Here is a 24190-nt window from a genome sequence, read left to right on the forward strand (position 1 = left end):
TCAACGGTACAAGGCGGTGGGCAGCCACAGGCCGATTCCCGGAAACATGTACAGCAGGAAAATGGCCAGCACCTGGATGCCCATGAAGGGCATCATGCCCAGGAAAATCTGGTTCAGCGTCACGTGCGGCGGTGAAATTCCCTTTAGATAGAAGGCCGACATGGCCACCGGTGGCGACAGGAAGGCCGTCTGCAGGTTCAGGGCCACCAGCAGGCCGAAGAACAAGGGGTCGATATCGAAGGTGATCAGCAGCGGCACGAAGATCGGCATGAAAATCACGATGATCTCGGTCCATTCCAGCGGCCAGCCCAGCAGGAAGATGATGGCCTGCGCCAGCAGCATGAACTGGATCTGCGTCAACCCCATCGACAGCACCCACTCTTCAATGATGCGCTGGCCGCCCAGCAGCGCGAACGCAGCCGAGAAAATCGACGACCCGACAAACAGCCAGCACACCATGGCGCTGGTCTTGGCCGTGAGGAAGACCGATTCTTTCAGCACGGGCATGTTCAGGCGCCGGTACGCCAGCGCCAGCAGTGCGCCGCCCATGGCGCCCATGGCCGCCGCCTCGCTGGGCGTGGCCAGCCCGAACGTGATCGAGCCCAGCACGGCAGCGATCATCATCGCCAATGGAAAGAACGAGCCCATCAGCATCTTGAAGATTTCCAGGCGGGCCCAGGTCAGCATGGCGTAGAAGACCGCCAGTATGGCCAGGCAGATGCCGAAGAAGATCCAGTAGCCAGCGGGCGCGGGCACGTGCGTGAGCCCCGGTTCGGATGCAGGCGCGGCCGGCGGTGCGGCGGCGGACTCGGCCGGTGCACCAGGCGGCTCAGCCAGGCCGCCATCGGCCGGCGGCTCGGCCAGACCGTCTTCCATGGGTGGTTCGGCCAACCCGCCGCTGTAGTCGTTGCCGCCGCCCAGGCGCAGTTCATCTGGAATTTCATACACCACCGGCGGCTGGGTCACCAGGTGGTAGACCGATCCGGTCAGCAGCGCAAAGGCCATCAGCGGCGCCAAGGCCAGCAACATATTGCGCGACAGGAAACTCATCGATATCGCACTGTTGCGGCGCCCCTTGAACATGGCGGCCAGCATGCCGGTCATGGCATGGGTATAGCCCTGTCTGGACAGGGCGTCGGCGCCGGCCGGCAGGGCGATGCGCCGTTCCTCGGCCGTCAGTGGCGGTGCCATGTCCGGCCGCAGCTTGGCCACCAGCATCACATACAGCACGTACAGGCCCGCCAGCATCAGGCCGGGAAAGAATGCGCCGGCATAGAGCTGCACCACCGATACGCCCGTGGTAGCGCCGTACACGATCAGCATGACCGAAGGCGGCAGCAAGATGCCCAGGCAGCCGCCCGCGGTAATGGAGCCCGCCGTCAGGCGCACGCTGTAGCCGGCCTTCAGCATGGCCGGCATGGCCAGCAACCCCATCAGCGTGACCACCGCGCCGACGATACCGGTGGCCGTGGCGAAGATGGCGCAAGTCGCCAGCGTGGCCACGGCCAATGCGCCCGGCAACCGCGCCAGCGCCAGGTGCATCGAGCGGAACAGTTTCTCGATCAGGTTGGCGCGCTCGACCAGGTAGCCCATGAATACGAACAGCGGTACGGAGATCAGCGCATCGTTGGTCATGGTGGCGTAGGTACGCTGCACCATCAGGTCCAGTGTCTGCCTGACCGAATGCTGTATGTCGGGTACCTGCAGGTAATAGGCCAGGAAAGTGAATATCACTCCCATGCCCATCAGCGTGAACGCGGTGGGAAAGCCCAGCATGATGGCCACCACGATCAGCGCCAGCATCAGCAGCCCCAGGTGGCCGGTGGTGATGTCGTGCCAGGGCGTCAGGAAGCCTATCATCGCCACTACGATGCCGATGCAGCTCAGGCCAAACCACAGTGCCTTGTGGATCTTCATTTGGCCTTCTCCTCATCGATGACATAACGGTCGAGTTTGGCGATGTCTTCGTCTTTGACGTGCACCATCTCCTTGAGCTTGTCGACGTCGACTTCCTCGACGTCCTCGGCGCGCGAGGGCCAGGCACCGTTGCGCAGGCATAGCGCGCAGCGTGCGATCTCGGCCAGGCCCTGCAACAGCAAGAACGCGCCGGCGATGGGAATGAAGGACTTGAATGGATAGATAGGGGGGCCGTCGGCCATCAGCGACGAATGCTCGCGGATGGCGATCGATTCGCCCGCGTAATACCAGCCGGCCCATACCATGGCCACGACACCGGGAATGAAGAAGGCAATGTACAGAACGATGTCCAGTCCCGCCTGCACCCGCGGCGGCAGGAAGCCGTACAGGATGTCGCCGCGCACGTGGCCGTTCTTGGCCAGCGTGTATGCGCCAGCCATCATGAACAGAATGCCGTAATACATCAGTTGCAGGTCGAAGGCCCAGGCGCTGGGCGTATTGAACAAATACCGGGCCGTGACTTCCCAACATATGTGCACGGTCAGTACTACGATGAGCCAGGCGAAAGCCTGGCCCACGAAGGTGGACAGGCGGTCCACCATGCGTATCAGCTTGAGCATCGGGCGCGATCCAGGTCAGGGAGCGGGGCGGCGGCAAAGACACACCCGCCCGCGGCGCCGGGAGTGGAATCCGGCGCCGGGCAGGCGGGTGCGGTGCCGCGGCAGTACATCAGCCGACGGCCGGTCAGGCCGCAGGCTTACGCGCGAAGTAGTGGTTGAACGCCATCCGGAAGTTGACGGACGTGTCGTTATGCCAGCGTCCTGCCCGCTGGGCGAAGGCACGTTGCGAGTCCAGCACCTTCTTGAACAGCGGGTTTTCGGCCGAGCGCTTCTCGATCATTTCGTCCCAGATCTTGAGCTGCTGCTGCAAGACGGCATCGGGCGTCTTGTAGAACTTGACGTTGTGATCCTTCTGCAGCTTGATGTAGTCGGCCGAATAGCGGTCGGCCGCTTTCCACGACATGTCGGCGCTGGCAGCCTGCGCGGCATAGGCCAGCACGTGTTTCAAGTGCTTGGGCAGGGCTTCGTACTTGTTCTTGTTGAACAGGATCTCGAATTGCTCGGCGCTCTGGTGAAAGCTCTGCAACATGCAGATCTTCGATACATCCTGGAAACCCAGGGACAGGTCGGACGAGGCGTTGTTGAATTCGGCGCCGTCGAGCAGGCCGCGGTCCAGGGCCGGCACGATCTCACCGCCGGGCAGGGCGTTGACTGCGGCGCCCATTGCCGAATACATATCGATGGCCAGGCCCACGGTGCGGAACTTCAGGCCCTTGACGTCTTCGGCCTTGGTGACCGGCTTCTTGAACCAGCCGAACGGCTGGGTCGGCATGGGGCCATACATCATCGATACGACGTTGACCCCCATTGCCTTCTGGATCTCGGTCAGCAGATCCTTGCCGCCGCCATATTCGTGCCAGGCCAGCAGCATGTTGGCATCCATGCCGAACGAGGGGCCCGACCCCCACAGGGCCACGGCGGTGTTCTTGCCGTACCAGTACGCCACCACGCCATGGCCGCCGTCCAGGGTGCCGGCGGAAACGGCGTCGAGCAGGTCGAAGGCCTTGACCACTGCGCCGGCGGGCAGCACTTCGATCTTCAATTGGCCCTCGGCCATGTCATTGACCTTGCGGGCGTAGTCCTGCGCGAACTCGTGGAAGATATCGTTGGCGGGCCAGGTGCTCTGGAAACGCAGGGAAATGGGCGAGCCCTGGGCACGGGTAATGGCGGGGAACCCCAACGCCGCGGTGCCTGCGACGGAAGTGGCACCGGCGATGAAGCGGCGACGGGAGGATGTAGCGTGTTGCATGGCTTGTTGTCTCCGGAGTGGACTGCATGAACCAGCTTGTTTTGAACAGCTTGTTATGGACAGCTTGAGAGTGCAGCAAGAACAAAGCGCAATGCATGAAGCGAGGCGGCCGGCCCGTTGAAAGGGCGTGGTATACCAAATGAAAGGCCGCATCAGGATTAAACCGTGCTGAACGGGTCCTGACAATTGTCTGACGCTCGGGAATAACCCCTATTGGTGTGCAGGCTGCAAGGCTGTTTGCGTACTCATCCGGCCCCACGCCACCACGCTTGGCCATTGGCGCGATTGCCCGCCTTCGCCCGGCGCGCCACCTCCGAAGCGCATCCTTGCTACACTACCCGGTTTAGCCCTCGCGTCTGCGGGCGCCTTGCCTTTCATACAAAATCCGTGATTTCTACCGCCAATCTCACTATCCAGTTCGGCCCCAAACCCCTTTTCGAGAACGTCAGCGTCAAGTTCGGGGAGGGCAACCGATATGGTCTGATCGGGGCCAACGGCTCGGGCAAGTCGACTTTCATGAAGATCATCGGCGGCGACCTCGAATCGTCCGCCGGCAATGTCTCGCTCGAGCCCGGGGTGCGGCTGGGCAAGCTGCGCCAGGACCAGTTCGCCTTCGAAGACCTGCGCGTGCTTGATGTCGTGATGATGGGCCACACCGAAATGTGGGCCGCCATGACCGAGCGCGATGCCATCTACGCCAGCGCCGAGGCCACCGAAGACGACTACATGCGCGCGGCCGAGCTCGAGGCGAAGTTCGCCGAATACGACGGCTACACCGCCGAAGCCCGCGCCGGCGAACTGCTGCTGGGCCTGGAATTCGGTGTCGACCAGCACCAGTTGCCCATGCGCGAAATCGCGCCGGGCTGGAAACTGCGCGTGCTGCTGGCCCAGGCGCTGTTCTCGAACCCCGACGTGCTGCTGCTGGACGAACCCACCAACAACCTCGACATCAATACCATCCGCTGGCTCGAGACGGTGCTCAATGGCTACCAGAGCACCATGATCATCATCAGCCACGATCGCCATTTCCTGAACCAGGTCTGCTCCCACATGGCCGACCTGGACTACGGCGAGATCCGTATTTATCCCGGCAACTACGACGACTACATGCTGGCCTCGACCCAGGCGCGCGAACGCCTGGTGTCCAACAATGCCAAGGCCAAGGAACGCGTGGCCGAACTGCAGGACTTCGTGCGCCGCTTCTCTGCCAACAAGTCCAAGTCGCGCCAGGCCACCTCGCGGCTGAAGCAGATCGACCGCATCAAGGCCGAGCAGGTGGTGGTCAAGCCCTCGTCGCGGCAGAATCCGTATATCCGCTTCGAACAGAACAAGGTCATGCACCGCCTGGCGGCCACGATCGAAGGGCTGTCCAAGTCGTACGATGCGCCGGTCATCCGCGATTTCTCGGCCATGATCGACGCAGGCGAGAAAATCGCCATCATCGGCGCCAACGGCGTGGGCAAGACCACGCTGCTGCGGATGCTGGCGGGCGACCTGGCGGCCGATTCCGGCGCGATCAGGTGGTCCGACAACGCCGATCTGGGCTACATGGCCCAGGATGTGTCCGAACAATTCCAGCATACGGATATCAATTTGTTCGACTGGATGGGCGAATACCGCCAGCCCGGCGATGACGACCAGTCCATCCGTTCGGTGCTGGGCCGCCTGCTGTTCTCGGCCGACGACCTGCCCAAGGCGCCCAAGGTGTTGTCCGGCGGCGAAAAGAACCGCATGACCTTCGGGCGGTTGATGTTGGGCCGGCACAACGTCATGTTGCTCGACGAGCCCACCAACCACCTGGACATGGAATCGATCGAATCGCTGCAGTTCGCGCTGGAAAAGTACCAGGGCACGCTGATCTTCGTGTCGCACGACCGCGAATTCGTGTCCGGCCTGGCAACGCGCGTGATCGAGATCCTGGCCGACGGGCAAATCATCGACTACCGCGGCGGCTACGAAGATTACCTGGCCTCGCGGGGTATCGAGGCCTGACGGCGGGCAGGGCCAGGGGGCGCACCTGGCCGGCATTTCTATATAACCAAAACTTCTTAATGAATTATAAAAATATCGTTTGGGTTCATATAACAGGTTGTTAGATTAGGGCTTGTCTATTTCCACGCTACCCGCGCGCGAGCCCGCCTTATGAACCTTACTTTCGATCACGTCCACAAGAACTTCGGTGCGCTGCAGGTCGTGGACGGGTTCTCCAGTGAATTCAAGACCGGCGAGCTGGTCGCCCTGGTGGGCCCGTCGGGCTGCGGCAAGTCGACGCTGTTGCACATGGCGGCAGGCCTGGAGTCGCCCAGCCAGGGCCAGGTGCTGGCCGACGGCACGCCGGTGGCCGGACCGCATCCCAGCCGCACGCTGGTATTCCAGGAACACGCCCTGTACCCATGGCTGACGCTGCGCGACAACGTGTCGCTGGCACTGGAATTCCAGAACGTGCCCAAGGCCGAAGCACGCCAGAAAGCCATGGCGTGGCTGGACCGCGTGGGCCTGGTCGGCTTCGAGCACTATTTCCCGCAGCAAGTATCGGGCGGCATGCGCCAGCGCGCCGCGCTGGCCCGGGCCTTCATCGCCCAGCCCAAGACCATGCTGATGGACGAACCCTTCGGCGCGCTGGACGCACTGACCCGCCTTAGCCTGCAAGACGTGCTGCGCCAGTTGATCCAGCAGGAAAAACCGTCGGTGCTGTTGGTGACCCACGATGTCGACGAGGCCCTGTTTCTGGCTGACCGCATCGTGGTCTTCAGCCCGCGCCCGGCACGCGTGCTGCGCGAATTCAATCTCATGCATCGCCGCAAGACCCATGACCTGGCCGATCTAGCCGGCGAAAAACGCGAAATTCTCAGTCTGCTGGGCATCCAGGTCGCCGACGGCGACGTGGCGCTGGCCGCCTGATCGCTGGCGGCATAGGCGCCGGGGCCAGGCCCAGGTGTAGCGGCCGAATCCATACCCATACCTATATATCCACGCACTGGAGCACACTATGAAATTGAAGCAATGGCTGTCACTGCCGCTGGCTGCGGCATTGGTGGCGGCAGCCCCGGCCATGGCCGCCGAGAAATTCCGCATCGGCTACCTGCGCGTCATGGACGATGCGCAAGCCATCGTGGCGCAAGAGGGCGACTTCTACAAGAACGCCGGCCTGGATACCGAGCTGATCGAATTCAAGTCGGGTACCGACCTGATCAAGGCCATCGTGGGCGGCCAGGCCGATATCGGCGTGCTGGGTTTCACCAATGCGGTGGCCTGGGCCTCGAAGGGCGCCGACCTGAAAGTGGTGGGTGGCGCGCAGCAGGGCTACCACTCGCTGGTGGTGCGCGATGATTCCGGCATCAACAGCATCGCCGACCTCAAGGGCAAGAGCCTGGCCTCGCAGAAAGAGGGCAGCACGGCCGACGTCGTGCTCAAGGGCGTGGTACTGAAAGAAGGCAACCTGCAGCCGTCGGACGTCAATATCATGGGCGTCAGCCCCGCCGTGGCCGTGCAGTCGCTGGTGGGCCAGCGCGTCGACGCGGCGTTCCTGTTCGAGCCCTACGACCGCATCGCCCAACTGGTGGCGCCGGTCAAGCAGATCTACGAAGTGGGCCAGGCGTGGCCGTTCCCGTGCATGGTCGTGATCACCTCGGGCGATGTGCTGGCCAAGCGCAAGGATGACGTCTGGAAGGCGCTCGACGCCCAGAAGGCCGCCATCGACCTGCTGCAGCAGGATCCCGCCCAGGCCTCGAAGCTGATCGCCTCGTATTTCATCGCCGAACCGACCCTGAAGACGCGCGAGCGTGGCGAGCTGCCGCGCGAGACGGTCATTGCCGAAGCGATCAAGACGCAGGTCTTTACCGCCAAGCTGACCGACAAGGATACCGCCCGCATGCAGGAAATCGCCGGCATCCTGCAAGACCAGGGTTCGCTGAAGACGCGTGACGGCAAGCCGTACGACGTGTCCGGCATCGTCGACCTGTCCTGGCAAGAGGCGCGCAAGCTTTGAGCTCCTCGACCCGTGTCACCGGCCTGCGCAAGCACCTGGCCGGGGTGCTTGGCGTGGCCTTCATTTTCTTGCTGTGGCAGGCGGCCGCCTGGGCCTTGCCCGATTTCCTGATGCCGGGCGTGCCTGCCGTGGTGGCGCGCCTGGTGCAGGACCTGGGCGAATCGGCTTTCCACCAAAGCCTGCTGGGTACGCTGGGCCGCCTGGGCGCCGGCTATGGCCTGGCGCTATTGGCGGGCATCGGCTTCGGGCTGGTGGCCGCCGTGCTGTACTTCTTTCGCGAAGTGCTGCGCAGCGCCATCGTCATCCTGCAATCGATTCCGTCGATCGCGTGGGTGCCGCTGTTCCTGATCGTGATGGGGTTCGGCAACACGCCGATCATCGTGGTGGTGGCGCTGGCGGCGTTCTTCCCGGCCGCGCTCAGCGTCATGAACGCCACCGAGTCGGTGCAGCGCGTGCATGTGTCGGCGGCCCGCGTCATGGGGGCCACGCCCTGGGGCTTGATCAAGCGCGTGTATTTGCCCGCGGTCATGCCCGAACTGATCACCGGCGCCCAGCTGGCGTTCGGCAATGCGTGGCGGGCCCTGATCTCGGCCGAGATGCTGATCGGCTTCGGCAAGGGCCTGGGCCGTTCGCTGGCCTATTCGGGCGAGATCGCCGACATGACAGGCGTCATGGCCAATATCCTGGTCATTGCCATCCTGGCCGCGCTGATCGACCAGTTCGTGCTCGAGAACCTCAAGCACCGCTTGCTGCGGTACCAGTACGTGTAGAAAAGGGAAGGCGGGCGCAAGCCCGCCGCATGCCATGATCCCCAGGTTGCGCTTCTTCGTTCGCCGATCCCGCCCGGTGGCGGCCTTGGCCGCCGCCGGCCTGGCGTGGCTGTTGTGCGCATCCGCGATGGCGGCTGCCGAGCCGGCCGGCCTACCCTTTGCGCAGGCACGCCAGCGCGGGGTGTTGGTGGTGGGGGTGCCTTACCTGGCGCCGCCGGCCGTGGCAGGCGCCAAGATCCGCACGCCCGAGCGCCTGGATGGCGTCATGGCGACCAAGCTGGGCGAACACCTGGGCCTGCCGGTCGAGCTCGTGCAGGTCGAGCCGACCCTGCGCGCGTCGGTCCTGGCCGACGGCACGGTCGATCTGCTGCTGGCCGATCGCGTGGCCGGGCAGTCGGCACCGGGCCTGGATGCGGCTGATGTGGCCGTGGTGCCGGCCGGGTACCGGGCCCGCCCCAAGGCCGTCATTCGCAGCGATACCGCATTGCGCAATTGGCGGCAGGTAAAAGGCCGCAGCGTGTGCATGTCGACCGCCGCGGTCCAGGCGCAAGCCCTGGCGGCGCACTGGGGCGCCATCGTGCGCACATACCGGGTGCCGTCCGATGCCTTGGTCGCCGTACGCGAGGGTGCTTGCGACATCGGCCTGGTCGATGACACGACCTGGGCCGCGCTGATGCAGTTTCCCGAATGGAAGAAATTCTCGGCCACGCTGCCGCTCGATGGGCCCGAGGCCGAGCGTGTCTGGCTGGTGCGCGCCGACGATACGGCGGCGGGCCGGTGGCTGGCCGCCGCCATGCGGGAATGGCAGGGCCAGGGCGCCTGGCGTGCCATGACAGGCAAATGGGCACGCGACGTGGCCTTCGATGTCTACCTGGACCAGGAAGTCCCCGACTGCCACGGCGGCTGAATCGACCCAGGGGCGAGCCTGGCGCGCCTACAATCGCGGCGTATGAGCGACACACTGAGCGCATCCTGCGCCTACCACGAAGACATCAAGAAAAGCCGCTTTGCGGTCCATGCGGCCCCCGTGGCCAGCGTCGACCAGGCCATGGCATTCTTTGCGGCGCACAGCGACCCGGCGGCCACGCACAACTGCTGGGCCTATCGTATCGGGCAAGCCTACCGGTTCAACGACGACGGCGAACCCGCGGGCACCGCCGGGCGGCCCATCTTGCAAGCCATCGACGGGCAGGGGTTGGATCAGGTGGCCGTGCTGGTGGTGCGCTGGTTTGGCGGCATCAAGCTGGGGGGCGGCGGGTTGGTGCGCGCCTACGGCGGTTGCGCGGCGCAATGCCTGCGCCTGGGGCCGCGCGTGGCGATCGTCGATACCGTGGCAGTAAGCTGCCGCTGCGACTATGCCGAATTGCCACTCTTGAAAGCGCGCGTCGCGCAGGCCGGCGCCGTGGTACAGCACGAATCGTTCGATGGCGACGGCGTCGCGCTGGAGCTGGTCGTGCCGCGACACGTGCTGGACGGCCTGGCGCGCACCGTGGCCGACATCACGCGCGGGCGGGCCCGCTGGCAGGTGCAGGGTCCGCCAGCGGGATGATGCGCCCCGGGTTTATTTGTCGTTGCCGGCGTCGCTGCCGTCTTGTGCAGCGGCGATTTCCTGGTGCACTTTTTCCATGTCCACCGCCTTGATCTTCTCGAGCAGCTCGTCGAGCTGGCCGCCCGACAAGGCGCCCGGCTGCGAGAACAGCAATACTTGCTCGCGGAACACCATCAGCGTGGGGATCGAACGGATGCCCAGCGCGCCGGCCAATTCTTGTTCGACATCGGTGTTCACCTTGGCGAAAGTCACGTCGGGATTCTGCTCGGCGGCCTTCTCGAACACCGGGGCGAAGCCGCGGCAAGGGCCACACCAGGGGGCCCAGAAATCGACGATCAGGGTGTTGTCGGGCGTGATGGCTTCCTGGAAGGAATCTTTGGTCAGTTCAACGATACTGCTCATGCTTGGCGTCCTTACCGCCGGATGGGCGGTGTCCATGGCCGGATCGGCCGATTGGGCGGGCCGTTGGCCCACGCGGGTTCCCGCCTGGGGCGGGCCGTACAGGCCTATGCCGCGGCCTGGGTGGCGGTGCCGGCGCCATCTTTCAGCGCGGCAATTATTTCGTACGAACGCAGGCGATCGGCGTGGTGATGGAAGTCGGAAACGATCATGACTTCATCGGCCTCGGTTCGTGCAACCAAGTCCTGCAAGCCCTGCTTGACCGTATCGGGGCCGCCCACGATGGATGCGGCCAGCTTCTGCTGCACAGCCTGGCGTTCCCATTCATTCCACAGCCCGTCCATGCTGTCGACAGGTGGTTGCAACGCCAGGCGGTTGCCACGAATCAGCGACAGGAATTTCTGTTGCTGCGTAGTGGCCAGGTACTGCGCCTGCTCGTCGGTGTCGGCGGCTATCACCGGTACGCCTATCATGGCGTAGGGGCGCGCCAGCCCGGGCGATGGCTTGAACAGGTGGCGGTACAGCCGCATGGCCGCCATGCCCTCGGGCGAGAAATGGCCGGCGAACGAGAAGGGCAGGCCCAGTTCGGCGGCCAGGCGGGCGCTGAAGTCGCTGGAGCCCAGCAGCCAGATGGGAATGTCCAGCCCGGCACCGGGAATGGCGCGCACGGCCTGGCCCGGCTGCGCCGGTGCCAGCAGCGCACGAAGCTCGTCGAGCAGGGCGGGAAACTCCAGGCCGCTGCGCGGGCCGCGCCGCAAGGCCTGCTGCGTGGCGCCGTCGCTACCGGGCGCGCGGCCCAGGCCCAGGTCGATGCGGCCGGGAAACAGGCTTTCCAGCGTGCCGAACTGTTCGGCGATGATCAGCGGCGCGTGGTTGGGCAGCATGATGCCGCCCGAGCCCACGCGCAAGGTCTGGGTGTGCGCCGCTACCTGCCCGATGATGACCGCGGTGGCACTGCTTGCCACACCCGTGATGTTGTGATGTTCGGCCAGCCAGAACCGCTGGTAGCCCCAGCGCTCGACATGCCGGGCCAGGTCGACCGTGTTGCGGAAGGCACCCGCGGCATCGCCGCCCTGCACGATGGGTGCAAGGTCTAGTACGGAAAACGGCACGCGGGCCAGTTCGGTCATGGTGGTGGTCTCCTGGAAATCATTGCGCAAAGGCGCCCGAACCATGGTGGGCGCCTGCTCTCTACATGGAGAGTGTATCGGCGAAATCAATCCCGGGCCCGATCAACCTTGCGGTCGATCGGGTCGATAGCCTGAGTCAATGACGACCCACGCAAGCGGCATGCCGGGTGCTAGCGGCTGTCCGCTACTCGGGAAAGAAGGCGTAGCGGATCACGAACAGCACGGCCACCAGCCAAGTCGCGGCATGCACTTCGCGTGCGCGGCCCGTGCAGGTTTTCAGCACGACATAGCTGATGAACCCGAAAGCCAGCCCGTTGGCGATGGAGTACGTGAAGGGCATGACCAGCGCCGTCAGTGCCGCCGGCGTCGCCTCGGAGACATCGTTCCAGTCGATCTCGGTCAGTTCGCGCATCATCAGGCCGGCCACGTACAGCAGGGCGGGCGCGGTGGCGTAGGCGGGCACCGAGCCCGCCAGCGGCGAGATGAACAGCGCGGCCAGGAACAGCAGCCCGACCACCAGGGCCGTCAGGCCGGTGCGGCCGCCAGCCTGCACGCCCGAGGCGCTTTCGACGTAGGCCGTGGTGCTGCTGGTACCCAGCATCGAGCCGGCCACGATGGCGGTGCTGTCGGCGAAAAGCGCGCGGCCCAGGCGGTTGGGGCGGTTTTCGGGCACCAGGCCCGCACGCTTGGCGATGCCCATCAGCGTACCGGTGGCATCGAACACCTCGACCAGCACGAACACCAGGATGACGTGCACGAAGCCGGTGTGCAGGGCCCCCAGGATGTCCAGCTTCATGAAGGTGGGCGCCAGGCTCGGCGGGGCCGAGAACACGCCGTGGAATTCGTTGTAGCCCAGGGCCATCGACAGCAGCGTCACCACCAGGATGCCGATCAGGATGGCGCCGCGCACGCGCAGCGCGTCGAGCGAGGCAATGATGAAAAAGCCCAGGATGGCAAATAGCGGCCCGTGCCCGCGCAGGTCGCCCAGCGTGACCTTGGTGGCCGGGTGCGGCACCACGATGCCCGCGTTGGACAGCGCAATAATGGCCAGGAACAATCCGATACCGGCCGCGATGGCGCTGCGCAGGGAATGCGGGATGCCCTTGATCAGCCAGGCCCGCGCGCCGGTAACGGTCAGCAGCAGGAAAATGATCCCGGAAATGAACACCGCGCCCAGCGCTTGTTCCCAGGTGTAGCCCATGGTCTTGACGACCGTGAAGGCGAAGAAGGCATTCAACCCCATGCCGGGCGCCATACCGATCGGCCAATTGGCCACCAGCGCCATGATCAGCGAGCCCAGCGCGGCCGCCAGGCAAGTGGCGACGAAGACCGCATCGCGATCCATGCCGGTCGACGACAGGATGTCCGGGTTGACGAAGATGATGTAGGACATCGTCAGGAATGTCGTCAAGCCGGCCACGAGTTCGATACGGGCATTCGTACCGTGCTCGCGCAATTGGAATAGCTTCTCCAGCATTTTTCAGGTCCCCGGTGGTTGATCGGTGGTTGGCTATGAAGCCGCCATTTTCGCACCAGATGTAAACTTCCGGCCATGATCATCCTTGGCTTCGAAAGTTCGTGCGACGAGACCGGCGTAGCCGCCGTCAGCACCGAACGCGGACTGCTGTCGCACGCCCTGCATACCCAGATCGCCATGCACCAGGAATACGGTGGCGTGGTGCCCGAGCTCGCTTCGCGCGACCATATCCGCCGCGCCGTGCCGTTGGCCCGCCAGGTGCTGGCAGAGGCGGGCCTGGGCTTGCAGGATGTCGATGCGGTGGCTTATACGGCCGGCCCGGGCCTGGCCGGGGCCCTGCTGGTGGGCGCCAGCGTGGCGCAGGCGTTTGCCTGGTCGCGCGGGCTGCCCGCCATTCCCATCCACCACCTGGAAGGCCACCTGCTGTCCCCGCTGCTGGACGATCCGCGACCCGAGTTTCCGTTCGTGGCGTTGCTGGTGTCGGGCGGCCATACGCAATTGATGCAGGTCGACGGGGTGGGGCGCTATGCCTTGCTGGGCGAAACCCTCGACGATGCGGCCGGCGAGGCCTTTGATAAATCCGCCAAGCTGATGGGCCTGGGCTACCCCGGCGGACCGGCGCTGTCGCGGCTGGCCGTCAGCGGCGATGCGAAGCGATTCGTGCTGCCGCGCCCCATGCTGCACAGCGGCGACCTCGATTTCAGCTTCAGCGGCCTGAAAACAGCGGTGCTGACGCGCGTGAAAGAAGCCGAGCGGTCGGGCGGCCTGGACGACACGGCCCGCGCCGACCTGGCTGCGGCAACCCAGGCGGCCATTGTCGAGGTGCTGGTGGCCAAGGCCGTGCGTGCGCTCAAGCAAACCGACCTGAAACGGTTGGTGGTGGCGGGTGGCGTGGGGGCCAACCAGTCGCTGCGCGAACTGCTGGGGCGGGCCTTGGGGCCGTTGGGCGCCCGGGCGTATTTCCCGCCCTTGGCATTGTGCACCGACAACGGGGCGATGATTGCCTTCGCGGCCGCCGAACGGGTCAAGGCAGGCCTGGTGTCGCTGCAGCCTGGCCAGCATGCCTTCACGGTCAAGCCCCGCTGGGACCTGGCCGATATCTGCGTCAGTGCGCCTGCCTAGGGCCTGTTTACCGCTGGAAGGGGCCGCGCACTGGCCGGGAATCGGGCGGCATGCCAGGCGCGCAGGCCCTGGCGCGGCATTATTTCTTCTTGGCGCCGATACGGCTTTCCGTGCCGGCCAGCAAGCGCGAGATATTGGCGCGATGGCGGTAGAACAGCAGCGCGGCAATGATGGCCAGCGCCGCGGCGACCGGCGCCTGCGCGTACCAGGCCACGCCCGAACCGAACAGGTAATACACCGGCGCGAAGAACGCGGCCACCAGGGCGGCCAGCGACGAGTAACGCGAAAATATGGCGATGATGATCCAGGTGGCCACCGTGGCCAGCGCCAGGCCAGGATGGATCGCCAGCAGGATGCCCAGGGCCGTGGCAACTCCCTTGCCGCCCTTGAAACGCAGGAACACCGGGTACAGGTGTCCCAGGAAGACCGCCAGCGCCGCCAAGGCAAATACCATCCACGACAGGCCGGGCGCCAGTGCCTGGGCCAGCCACAAGGCAAACCAGCCCTTGGCGGCATCGCCCAGCAGCGTCAGCGCCGCGGCGGCCTTGTTGCCCGTGCGCAGCACATTGGTGGCGCCGGGGTTCTTCGATCCGTAGCTGCGCGGGTCTTGCAGGCCCATCAGCTTGCTGACCACGACCGCGAAGGGAATCGATCCGATCAGATAGGACAGCGCGACGAGCGCGGCGCTGAAGAAGAACGAGGGAGCGGTCTGCACCATGAGTAGCGTCCGTAACGTAGAGGATCGTGGCTGCGGGATTCTACCGCGCAGTCCGGGGCGGCGTCTGCGGGTTATCCATAGGGCAGCCCGGGACAAGGTCGTCGCGCCGTCGCACAAGCCGGCAACGTTCCGGCGGTACAATCGGTCGCGTTTCATCGAGCGCGTTTTCTTCTGGATGCACAATGCGAATTCTGGTTTCTAACGATGACGGCTACACCGCTCCCGGCCTGGAGGCGCTGGTCCAGGCCTTGCAAGGCCTGGGCGAACTTACCGTCGTGGCACCCGAAACCAATCACAGCGGCGCCTCGAACTCACTGACCCTGAACCGGCCGCTTACTGTGCGCACCGCCGCCAACGGGTTCGTGTGCGTCAACGGCACCCCGTCCGACTGCGTGCACGTGGCCCTGACCGGCCTGATGGACACGCGCCCCGACCTGGTGGTCTCCGGCATCAATAACGGCGCCAACATGGGCGACGACACCCTGTATTCAGGCACCGTGGCAGCCGCCGCCGAAGGCTATCTGTTCGGTATCCCCGCGATCGCGTTTTCGTTGGCCGAAAAAGGCTGGGCGCACATCGAGTCGGCCGCGCGGGTGGCGCGCCTGGTGGTCGAGCGCCAGATCGCCAGGCAATTGGCGGCGCCGGTACTGCTCAACGTCAATATTCCCAGCCGGCCGTTCGATACGCTGGACGGTTTCCAGGTGACCCGGCTGGGCAAGCGCCACCCCTCCGAACCCGTTGTGCGCACCACCACGCCCTACGGCGACACGGTCTACTGGATAGGTCCGGTGGGCCTGGCGGCCGATGCCGCGCCGGGCACCGACTTCCACGCCGTGGCCCAGGGCGCCGTATCCGTGACGCCGTTGCGCCTGGACCTGACACAGCACAGCCAGCTGGACGAAGTCCGGCACTGGGCGGAGCCCCTATGCGCAAGCCAGTGACCCCCCCGGGCGGCGCCCCGCGTACGCGCACCTCGAACTACGGACCCACAGGCCTGGCACCGGGCGTCACGGCCACCAACAGCAACACGCGCATCTCGCCCCCCACGCTGGCGCGGCCCCAGCCTGCGGGCGACGCAGCCGGGCAGGGCGGCAACCTGGGGCTGAATTCAGATCGCCTGCGCGAAGCCATGGTGCAGCGGCTGCGCGCCCAGGGCATTACCGACGAACGCGTGCTCAACGCCATGGCCGCCGTACCGCGCCACCTCTTCGTAGACGAAGCGCTGGCCAGCCGGGCATATGAAGACGCCGCGCTGCCCATCGGTCATTCACAAACCATTTCGCAACCCTGGGTGGTGGCGCGCATGATCGCGGCGGCCTGCGAAGACCGTACGCCCACGCGCGTGCTCGAGGTCGGTGCCGGATGCGGCTACCAGGCCGCGGTGCTGGCCCAGTTCGTGCGCGAAGTGCACGCCATTGAACGCATCCGCGGTCTGTTCGAATTGGCCCGCAGCCATCTGCGCGCGCTGCGCCTGGCCACGCGCGTGCGCCTGATCCACGGCGACGGCATGCTGGGCCTGCCCGGCGTGGCGCCGTTCGATGCTATTGTTGTGGCTGCGGCCGGTCTGGCCATCCCGCAAGCGCTGCTGGCTCAGCTGGCTCCCGGCGGACGCCTGATCGCCCCCGAAGGTGCCTCCAACCAGAGGCTGGTGCTGATCGAACGCACCGGCACTTCGACGTGGAAGCGCACCGAGCTTGAAGCCGTGCGTTTTGTACCGCTAAGGGCAGGAATACAATCTTGAGCAACAAGGAGAAGCACATGCTCAACGGGCAGTTGCCACTGACCGATCTTACTTTCCCCGCGGCGTGTGCCGCGCGCCTGCCGCGCGCTGTCTGGCTGGCAGGGATGTTCAGCCTGGCACTGCTGGCCGGGTGCTCGGTCACGAAGAACCGCGCCCCTGTCGTCGACTTGTCGAACCAGCCTGCGGCAACCGCGCAACCGGGCGGTACCTATGTGGTCAAGCCCGGCGACACCCTATACCAGATTGCCCGCGCCAACAATGTCGATATCGACAACCTGAAGCGCTTGAACAATATCAGTGACCCCAACCAGCTTGCCGTAGGCCAGGTGCTGAAGCTGTCGGGCACTGCCACCAGTACCGCAACGGCCCCCACCACGCCGGCGCCGGCGCCCGCCACCGAGACCAAGCCGATTCCGCTGGGCGAACCCGAAACGCCGGCCGCCACGCCGCCTGCCGAGACGCCCGCACCAGTTCCCACGCCGCCACGCGCCTCCGATGCCAGCCTGATCAATTGGGGCTGGCCGTCCAGCGGGCCAGTCACGCAAACCTTCAACAGCAGCACCAAGGGCATCGACATCGGCGGCTCCCTGGGCGATCCGGTCACGGCCGCCGCCGACGGCAAGGTCATGTACAGCGGCAACGGGGTGCGCGGCCTGGGCAACCTGATCATCATCAACCACCAGAACGGCTTCATTACCGCCTACGCGCACAACCAGACCTTGCTGGTCAAGACCGGCCAGACGGTCAAGCGCGGCACCAAGATCGCCGAAGTAGGCCAGACCGACACCACGTCGCCGCGCCTGCACTTCGAGATCCGCCGCCAGGGCACGCCGGTCGACCCGCTGCAGTATCTGCCGTCGCGATGACGCCGACGCTGGTTTTCGACCTGGAAACGCTGCCCGACATAGACGGGCTGCGCAAGCTCAACGGCTGGGGGGCCGACGTGCCCGATGCCGAGGTCGCCGAACGCGCCTTCCAGGCGCGCCGCGAGGCGGTGGGGCACGACTTCCTGCCCCTGCACCTGCAGCGCGTGGCCGTGATCGGTTGCGTATTCCGCGACGACCAGGGCTTCCGGGTCAAGACGCTGGGCCAACCCGACGACCCCGAGGGCGTGCTGATCAGCGGTTTCTTCAAGACCATCGAGCGCTATACGCCGCGCCTGGTCAGCTGGAACGGCTCCGGTTTCGACCTGCCCGTATTGCACTATCGCAGCCTGATACATGGCGTGCCGGCACCGCGCTACTGGGACACGGGCGACGACGACCGCGAATTCAAGTTCAATAACTATATCGGCCGCTATCACACCCGCCACATCGACCTGATGGACCTGCTGGCCAAGTACAACGGCCGGGCCAATGCGCCGCTGGACGAACTGGCCAAGCTCTGCGGCTTTCCCGGCAAGCTGGGCATGGACGGCAGCCAGGTATGGCCCGCATGGCAGCAGGGCAAGGCTGACGAAGTCCGCGCTTATTGCGAAACCGACGTGGTCAATACCTGGCTGGTGTATTGCCGCTTTCGTTTTCTGCGCGGCGAGCTCGATGCCGCGGCCTACCAGGCCGAGGTCGACCTGGTGCGCGATACCTTGTCGGCCAGCGAGGCGGCGCACTGGCGCGAATACCTGGCTACCTGGGATGCGGCAGGCTGAATTGCCCGTCCGGTCCAGACCCGCAACCGACTGAAATATGGGGCGGGCGCAAGAAACCCACCTGTAACGGGCCCCAGCCCACAATGGTCTCGCGTTCCACTCTTTCAGGAGACCACCATGTCCCGTTACGCAATCCGTTCTTCCCTGGCTGCCCTGGGTTTCATCGTGGCCGCCGCCGGCCTGTCTGGCACCGCAATTGCGGCACCCGACACCGATACCGATACCGATACCGTGCGGCAGGTGCAGGGCAAGCATCATGACGGCAAGCATGGCCGCCATCACGCCCGCATGAAAATGCACGACGGCTTCTGGGTTCCTGGGGTCGGCCCGCTGTCCAAGCAGCAGATCGAATCCTTGAAGCTCGATGCCAAGCAACAGGCAGCCTTCGACGAGGCCAAGCAGGCCCAGGGCGCCTTGCACAAGTCGATGCGCGAGGCTGGCGCCAAGCGGCATGAACTGCTGAACAGCCAACTGACCAACGGCAAGCTCGATCCGCACGCCCTGACCGCCCGCCAGGACGAAGGCCGCGATCAGTTTCGCCAGCAATCCGAGCAAGTGCGCGGCAAGTGGCTGGCGGCATGGGACAGCCTGAATGATGGCCAGCGCCAGCAAGTGACCGAACTGGTCAAGGCGCGTCAGGCCAAGATGCAAGAGCGCCACGCCAAGCGGCAGGACCGCCGTGCCGGTAAAGCGGCCCCCGAGGCCAAGCAGGCGGTACCCGCCAACTGATCCCGGTCCAATCCACGTACGGCAAAGGTGCCGTACGTCACACGCTCCACGCCGCGCAGCCGCATGCCGCGCGGTTTTTTTTCGCCAGTTTGGCGCATGGCGTTGGTGCGCTGCGCCGAAACTGTGCCGCTGCGCACTTGCACGCACCGCAGTGGTGCGCGCGGCGGCCCGATGCCACGGCGTGGCCCGCGCAAGCAGAGTTGGCACGAAAGGTGCTTAAAGAGTAGCGAGCCGGTGTCATTTTCTTGAAAAGAAACCGGCCCCCCGGGTCGGCAGTCCCGCCGGTACCCGCTCTTTCCGTACAGGATCTGCACCATGAAAAGCACGCTGCTTGCCCTGCCTCTGGCGCTTTGCGCTGGTTTCGCCGCCGTAGCCCCCGCTCATGCCGAGCCCACCGACCTGGGTGCAGGTTTTTCGCTCAGCGGCAACGCCGCCATAGTCAGCGACTACCGGTTCCGCGGCTATTCCCAGACGAATTTTCGCCCCGCCGTGCAAGTGGGTTTCGATCTGGCCCACAGTTCGGGCTTCTACCTGGGCAACTGGAATTCGAACGTATCGGACTACGTCTTTCCCGAAGGCAACCTGGAAATGGATTTCTACGGCGGCTGGAAAGGCGACCTGGGCCATGGCCTGGGCCTGGATGTCGGCGCGCTGTACTACTACTATCCCGGCTCGTCTTCGCCCAAGGGCGGCAATTACAACAACACCGATCTGTACGTGGGCCTGAGCTACGAGAACTATTCGTTGAAGTACTCGTATACGCCCAGCGACTTCTTCAGCACTCCGGACAGCAAGGGCACCTGGTACCTGGACGGCACCGCCAATTTCGACCTGGGCGACGGCTGGGGGCTGGTGGCCCACCTGGGCTATCAGAAGCTCAAGAAGCAGGTCGACATGGACGGCGATTCCATCGGCCATTACGTGGATTACAAATTGGGCGTCACCAAGGACCTGAACGGCTGGGTACTGGGCCTGGCTGCCGTGGGCGCCACCGAAGACAACTGGTTGCCCACCAAGAATGGCCATCCGTCGGGCCGGCTGGGCGCTGTATTCTCGGTGGCCCGGTCGTTCTAGGCCGGCCGCCGCCGGCCAGGGCGCGGCATGTTTCGGCTTCCTCTTTTACAATGCCCGGTTGCCTGTATCAGCCTGGATTGCACAAGAGATGGCCGAAGTACTCAATATCGAATCCCTGGACCTCGAAGCCCGGGGAATCGCCCGCCGAGACGGCAAGGTCGTGTTCGTCGAGGGCGCGCTGCCCACCGAGCGCGTCACGGCGCATACCGTGCGGCGCAAGCCCTCGTATGAAATCGCCCGCGTCGAAGAAGTCTTGCGTCCGTCGGTCTTGCGGGTGACGCCGCGCTGCCCGCATTTCGGCGTGTGCGGCGGCTGTGCCATGCAGCACCTGGAACCCAGCGCCCAGGTGGCGATCAAGCAGCGGGCGCTCGAAGATACGTTCTGGCATGTCGGCAAGATCCGGCCCCAGCGCATCCTGCCGCCGTTGCACGGCCCCACGTGGGGGTATCGCTACCGGGCGCGCCTGTCGGTGCGCGTGGTGCCCAAGAAGGGCGGGGTGCTGGTGGGTTTTCACGAACGCAAGAGCAGCTACGTGGCCGACATGCGCGAATGCCACGTGCTGCCCCCGCATGTCAGCCGCATGCTGATGCCGTTGCGTGCCCTGATCGCGTCGATGTCGGCGCCCAGCCGCATGCCGCAGATCGAGGTCGCGCTGGGCGACAACACCACCGTGCTGGTGCTGCGCCATCTCGAGCCCCTGGCCGATGGCGACCTGGCGCTGCTGCGGCAGTTCGCCAGCGAGCATGGCGTGCAATGGTGGCTGCAGTCCAAAGGGCCCGATACCGTGCATCCGCTCGAGCCCGAGCACGCGGACACGCTGTCCTACACCATGCCCGAGTTCGGCCTGCGCATGCCTTACCGACCCACCGACTTCACCCAGGTCAACCATGCCATCAACCGGGCCATGGTGTCGCGCGCGCTGATGCTGCTGGACGTGCAGCCCGAAGATCGCGTGGCCGATCTGTTCTGCGGACTTGGGAACTTCACCTTGCCGTTGGCCACGCGCGGGCGCGAGGCGGTCGGCGTCGAGGGCAGCAAGGCGCTGACCGATCGTGCCCTGGTCGCGGCCGAGCGCCACGGCCTGGCCGCGCGCACCAGTTTCGCCACGCTGAACCTGTTCGACATCGATGTCGACTGGCTGCGCGGCCTGGGCCATTTCGACCGCATGCTGATCGACCCGCCGCGCGAGGGCGCGCATGCGGTCGCGCGGGCGCTGGCCCTGCTGGCCCCGCATGAGCGGCCGCGACGCATCGTCTACGTGTCCTGTAACCCCGCCACGCTGGCGCGCGATGCCGCCATCATGGCGCACGAGGGGGGCTACGTCCTCAAGAGCGCGGGGGTGATCAACATGTTCCCGCATACTGGCCACGTGGAGTCGATCGCGGTGTTCGAGTCCCTGCCCGCCGAGGAAGTCCTGGTCGCCCAGGAGCAAGCCCGGCAGGCGGAAGAGGTGGCTGCGTAACGGCGGCTACCTGACCTTCAATGCCTCGCCTGTTGCGCGGGCATCCCGGGCTGGCCATCGGCCGGCCTCGACCTGGGCGATGAAATCCAGCACCGCGCGATTGAATGCGCCGGGCTCTTCCAGGTTGATGGTATGCCCAGTCTTGGGCAACACCAGCAGGCCGCTGGCCGGCAATGCGCGCTTCAGGAACAGCGAGGCCATCAGGCTATGGTCGTCTTCGTCTCCCGCGACGATCAGGGCGGGCACCTGCAGGGTGCGCAGGGTGTCGGCCATGGTGTCCAGGGCTGGCCGCCGTGCCTGTACGCCGCGCAGGGTCAGCGCCGAGCCCAGGGCATCGTGCGCCGCCAGGGCGGTGGCGAATTCGTGCCAGCCGCGCGGATCCTTGTTCTGGTACTGCACACGGGCGGCGCTTTCAGCGTAGACCGGGCCGTAGGCGGCACTGCCCAGTTGCTCGAACTGGTCGGCGGCGTCCCGCGACACTTGCTGGAATGCGGGGCGGTCGGCGGCCATTGCGCCGTAGCCGGCTCCGGCTATCGTCAATGAGCGCGCGCGGGCAGGGTACGCCAGCCCGAAGTGCAGGGCATTGAAGCCCCCCATCGACAAGCCCACGATATGCGCGCTGTCGATGCCCGCGGCATCCATGACCGTGGCCAGGTCGCGTACGGCCCGATCTTGGGAATACGCGGCAGGGTCGGCCGGCACGTCCGATGGAGGATAGCCGCGCGCCGCGAAGGCAACGCAGCGGTGGCGCCGCGCGCAGGCGCGCAGTTGCGGTTCCCAACTGCGGTGGTCGCCGGCAAATTCGTGGACGAACACCACCGGAATACCGGCGCCCACGCTTTCATAATGCAGCTTGACGCCGTCGTCGGTGGACGCGAAAGGCATGGCAGTTTCTCCTTGCATGGCCCGGCCTCGTGCCGGACGGGACCGGGCAGGGCCGGGCAGGTTCAGGGGGAGGGCGCGGGATACTGGGACTTGAACCAGTCGGCGATCTGGCCGCCAGTCATGAACACGACGTCGGGATGCCCGGCCAGAAGGTCCAGCATCTGCTCGAAGTAGCCGAAACGATGGGGCACGCCCATCAGGTGCGGGTGCAGGCCCAGTGCCAGCACCCGCGGCCAGCGGCGCGCTTCGCGCTCGAACAGTTCCAGGGTGCGCTGCAGGCGCAGCAGGAATTCCGCCGACGAGTGCTTCTCCACGGCATAGATCACCGAATCGTTCAGCTCCAGGTTGTACGGCATCTGGATCAAGCTGCCCTGCTTGACGCGCATCCAGTTGGGCAGGTCGTCGACTACCCAGTCGCACACGTATTCGACGCCGGCGGCAGCCAGCAGGTCCGGCGTATCGGCGGTTTCGCGCAGGCCGGGGCTGAGCCACCCGCGTGGCAAGGTGCCGGTGAAGGCACGCAGTTTTTCCAGGCACTGCATGATCAGCTCGCGTTCGCCCGATCCCGCGTCCAGCGATTGCTGGTGCATGCCATGCCCGATGAATTCCCAGCTTGCCTTGAGCATGGCTTCGGCGGCGCGAGGGTAGGCATCGATGACGCTGGCGTTGCAGCTGGTCGAGGCGGGCAGCCCGCGCGCCGAGATGGCCTGCAGCATGCGCGCCAGCCCGGCGCGCATGCCGTAGTCGGCCCAGCTGAAGTTGGGCACGTCGGGCACGGTTTCCTTGCCGTGCGGCGGCGTGATGATGGCGCGTGGCATGGGCTGGTCGAATCGCCAGTTCTCGACATTTACCACCAGGTGCACCATGATGCGGCCGCCGTCGGGCGCAGCACACGGGCCGCGATCGTCGGGAAACGCATGCGGAATGCGGGGGTTGGACATGGCTGGCTCCGGAGTGGGGGCGGGTCAGTGCCGCATCTGTTTGAGAATGTCGCGTTTGAGCGTGTTGAATACTTCGCCGGTGATCAGGTCCAGCGAGCGAGGCCGTTCTATCGGTACCGGGATGCGGGTGGCGATGCGCCCCGGGCGCGCCGACATCACGTAGATGGTATCGGCGAGCAGGATGGCCTCGTCGATGTCGTGCGTAACGAATATGACGGTCGTGCGCAGGTTCTGCCATACCGACAGCAGCAGTTCCTGCATGGTCAGGCGCGTCTGCGCATCCAGCGCGCCGAAAGGCTCGTCCATCAGCAGCACCTTCGAACCCAGCGTCAGCACCCGTGCGATGCCCACGCGCTGGCGCATGCCGCCGGAAAGCTGCACCGGCAAGTGCTGCTTGAATGCCGACAGGCCGGTGATTTCCAGCATTTCGTCGGCGCGCGCGCTGTATTCGCTTTTCGACTGGCCGGCGATCTTGGGCCCGAACACCACGTTTTCCCAGACATTCAGCCAGGGAAACAGCGCGGCTTCCTGGAAGACCACCCCGCGTTCAGGGCCCGGCCGCTCGATGTCGCTGCCACCGACCTGCAGTTGGCCGGCAGAGGGCGCCTCGAAGCCCGCAACCAGGTTCAGCAGCGTCGATTTGCCGCAGCCCGAAGGTCCGAGCAAGGCGATGAACTCTCCCTGGGCGACCTGCAGGTCGATGCCATCCAGCGCATGGACAGGCGCGGCGCCTGGATAGGTCTTGCTGAGTTGCGAAATAGAAATGTGCGACAT

Annotated in this window: 24 protein-coding genes; 14 read left to right on the forward strand and 10 right to left on the reverse strand. The window is 65.4% G+C overall.

Going from position 1 to position 24190, the window contains the following annotated elements; translation table 11 throughout:
- The 3 genes from KW845_RS23275 to KW845_RS23285 form a co-directional block, all read right to left on the reverse strand.
- Entirely contained in the window at window positions 1-1917 is a 1917-nt protein-coding gene (locus KW845_RS23275) for a TRAP transporter large permease subunit (RefSeq protein WP_218371739.1), read from the reverse strand.
- Window positions 1914-2537 (reverse strand): TRAP transporter small permease subunit, encoded by a 624-nt coding sequence (locus tag KW845_RS23280; RefSeq protein ID WP_218371740.1) that lies wholly within the window; start codon window positions 2535-2537, stop codon window positions 1914-1916. Before KW845_RS23280 ends, KW845_RS23275 begins: the two co-directional genes overlap by 4 nt.
- A gap of 124 nt (window positions 2538-2661) precedes the next feature.
- Entirely contained in the window at window positions 2662-3786 is a 1125-nt protein-coding gene (locus tag KW845_RS23285) for a TRAP transporter substrate-binding protein (RefSeq protein ID WP_218371741.1), read from the reverse strand.
- A gap of 387 nt (window positions 3787-4173) precedes the next feature.
- Here KW845_RS23285 and KW845_RS23290 point away from each other — a divergent pair, with 387 nt between their 5' ends.
- The 6 genes from KW845_RS23290 to KW845_RS23315 all read left to right on the forward strand — a co-directional run bounded on the left by KW845_RS23290 (window position 4174) and on the right by KW845_RS23315 (window position 10093).
- Window positions 4174-5778: an ABC-F family ATPase gene (locus KW845_RS23290; protein ID WP_218371742.1), complete on the forward strand. Its 1605-nt coding sequence runs from the start codon at window positions 4174-4176 to the stop codon at window positions 5776-5778.
- Window positions 5779-5928: 150 nt separating this feature from the next.
- On the forward strand, window positions 5929-6687 hold the full coding sequence (locus KW845_RS23295) for an ABC transporter ATP-binding protein (RefSeq protein ID WP_218371743.1): 759 nt from the start codon (window positions 5929-5931) through the stop codon (window positions 6685-6687).
- Window positions 6688-6775: 88 nt separating this feature from the next.
- The gene (locus tag KW845_RS23300) at window positions 6776-7774 is read left to right on the forward strand and encodes an ABC transporter substrate-binding protein (RefSeq protein ID WP_218371744.1); all 999 of its coding nucleotides are present in this window, start codon (window positions 6776-6778) and stop codon (window positions 7772-7774) included.
- Window positions 7771-8544, forward strand: a complete 774-nt coding sequence (locus KW845_RS23305) for an ABC transporter permease (RefSeq protein ID WP_218371745.1) — start codon at window positions 7771-7773, stop codon at window positions 8542-8544. Before KW845_RS23300 ends, KW845_RS23305 begins: the two co-directional genes overlap by 4 nt.
- Before the next feature lie 34 nt (window positions 8545-8578).
- Window positions 8579-9451, forward strand: a complete 873-nt coding sequence (locus tag KW845_RS23310) for a transporter substrate-binding domain-containing protein (protein WP_218371746.1) — start codon at window positions 8579-8581, stop codon at window positions 9449-9451.
- A 42-nt stretch (window positions 9452-9493) separates the two neighbouring features.
- Entirely contained in the window at window positions 9494-10093 is a 600-nt protein-coding gene (locus KW845_RS23315) for a YigZ family protein (RefSeq protein WP_218371747.1), read from the forward strand.
- Window positions 10094-10105: 12 nt separating this feature from the next.
- Here KW845_RS23315 and trxA read toward each other — a convergent pair whose 3' ends face one another.
- The 3 genes from trxA to KW845_RS23330 form a co-directional block, all read right to left on the reverse strand.
- The gene (gene trxA, locus KW845_RS23320) at window positions 10106-10495 is read right to left on the reverse strand and encodes a thioredoxin (protein ID WP_218371748.1); all 390 of its coding nucleotides are present in this window, start codon (window positions 10493-10495) and stop codon (window positions 10106-10108) included.
- 104 nt (window positions 10496-10599) lie between these two features.
- Window positions 10600-11622, reverse strand: a complete 1023-nt coding sequence (locus KW845_RS23325) for an LLM class flavin-dependent oxidoreductase (RefSeq protein WP_218372147.1) — start codon at window positions 11620-11622, stop codon at window positions 10600-10602.
- A 184-nt stretch (window positions 11623-11806) separates the two neighbouring features.
- Window positions 11807-13099 (reverse strand): NCS2 family permease, encoded by a 1293-nt coding sequence (locus tag KW845_RS23330; RefSeq protein ID WP_218371749.1) that lies wholly within the window; start codon window positions 13097-13099, stop codon window positions 11807-11809.
- Between the two features lie 75 nt (window positions 13100-13174).
- Between KW845_RS23330 and tsaD the strand changes: the two genes are divergently transcribed.
- On the forward strand, window positions 13175-14221 hold the full coding sequence (tsaD, locus tag KW845_RS23335; RefSeq protein WP_218371750.1) for a tRNA (adenosine(37)-N6)-threonylcarbamoyltransferase complex transferase subunit TsaD: 1047 nt from the start codon (window positions 13175-13177) through the stop codon (window positions 14219-14221).
- Between the two features lie 79 nt (window positions 14222-14300).
- Here tsaD and plsY read toward each other — a convergent pair whose 3' ends face one another.
- Window positions 14301-14939: a glycerol-3-phosphate 1-O-acyltransferase PlsY gene (gene plsY / locus KW845_RS23340; protein WP_218371751.1), complete on the reverse strand. Its 639-nt coding sequence runs from the start codon at window positions 14937-14939 to the stop codon at window positions 14301-14303.
- Window positions 14940-15121: 182 nt separating this feature from the next.
- Between plsY and surE the strand changes: the two genes are divergently transcribed.
- The 7 genes from surE (at window position 15122) to rlmD (ending at window position 21590) form a co-directional block, all read left to right on the forward strand.
- Complete coding sequence (gene surE, locus KW845_RS23345) at window positions 15122-15880, forward strand: 5'/3'-nucleotidase SurE (protein WP_218371752.1); 759 nt, start codon at window positions 15122-15124, stop codon at window positions 15878-15880.
- Window positions 15865-16680, forward strand: a complete 816-nt coding sequence (locus tag KW845_RS23350) for a protein-L-isoaspartate(D-aspartate) O-methyltransferase (protein ID WP_255592883.1) — start codon at window positions 15865-15867, stop codon at window positions 16678-16680. The genes surE and KW845_RS23350 overlap by 16 nt, the downstream gene beginning before the upstream one ends.
- 17 nt (window positions 16681-16697) lie before the next feature.
- Window positions 16698-17546, forward strand: coding sequence for a peptidoglycan DD-metalloendopeptidase family protein (locus KW845_RS23355; RefSeq protein ID WP_218372149.1), 849 nt, complete (start codon window positions 16698-16700; stop codon window positions 17544-17546).
- Entirely contained in the window at window positions 17543-18325 is a 783-nt protein-coding gene (locus KW845_RS23360) for a 3'-5' exonuclease (protein WP_218371753.1), read from the forward strand. The genes KW845_RS23355 and KW845_RS23360 overlap by 4 nt, the downstream gene beginning before the upstream one ends.
- Before the next feature lie 117 nt (window positions 18326-18442).
- The gene (locus tag KW845_RS23365; RefSeq protein WP_218371754.1) at window positions 18443-19054 is read left to right on the forward strand and encodes a hypothetical protein; all 612 of its coding nucleotides are present in this window, start codon (window positions 18443-18445) and stop codon (window positions 19052-19054) included.
- Window positions 19055-19369: 315 nt separating this feature from the next.
- Window positions 19370-20128 carry a TorF family putative porin gene (locus tag KW845_RS23370; RefSeq protein ID WP_218371755.1) on the forward strand — a complete coding sequence of 253 codons (759 nt, stop codon included), beginning with the start codon at window positions 19370-19372 and terminating at the stop codon, window positions 20126-20128.
- Between the two features lie 88 nt (window positions 20129-20216).
- Window positions 20217-21590, forward strand: coding sequence for a 23S rRNA (uracil(1939)-C(5))-methyltransferase RlmD (gene rlmD / locus KW845_RS23375; RefSeq protein ID WP_218371756.1), 1374 nt, complete (start codon window positions 20217-20219; stop codon window positions 21588-21590).
- Between the two features lie 6 nt (window positions 21591-21596).
- Here the strand turns inward: rlmD and KW845_RS23380 are convergent, their stop codons facing one another.
- From KW845_RS23380 to KW845_RS23390, 3 genes are all read right to left on the reverse strand, one after another.
- Complete coding sequence (locus KW845_RS23380) at window positions 21597-22475, reverse strand: alpha/beta fold hydrolase (protein WP_218371757.1); 879 nt, start codon at window positions 22473-22475, stop codon at window positions 21597-21599.
- A gap of 62 nt (window positions 22476-22537) precedes the next feature.
- Window positions 22538-23416, reverse strand: coding sequence for a polysaccharide deacetylase family protein (locus tag KW845_RS23385; RefSeq protein ID WP_218371758.1), 879 nt, complete (start codon window positions 23414-23416; stop codon window positions 22538-22540).
- A gap of 24 nt (window positions 23417-23440) precedes the next feature.
- Window positions 23441-24190 carry an ABC transporter ATP-binding protein gene (locus KW845_RS23390; RefSeq protein ID WP_218371759.1) on the reverse strand — a complete coding sequence of 250 codons (750 nt, stop codon included), beginning with the start codon at window positions 24188-24190 and terminating at the stop codon, window positions 23441-23443.

Source organism: Bordetella sp. BOR01 (assembly GCF_019218885.1).
In the GTDB taxonomy this organism is placed as follows: Bacteria; Pseudomonadota; Gammaproteobacteria; order Burkholderiales; family Burkholderiaceae_B; genus Bordetella_A.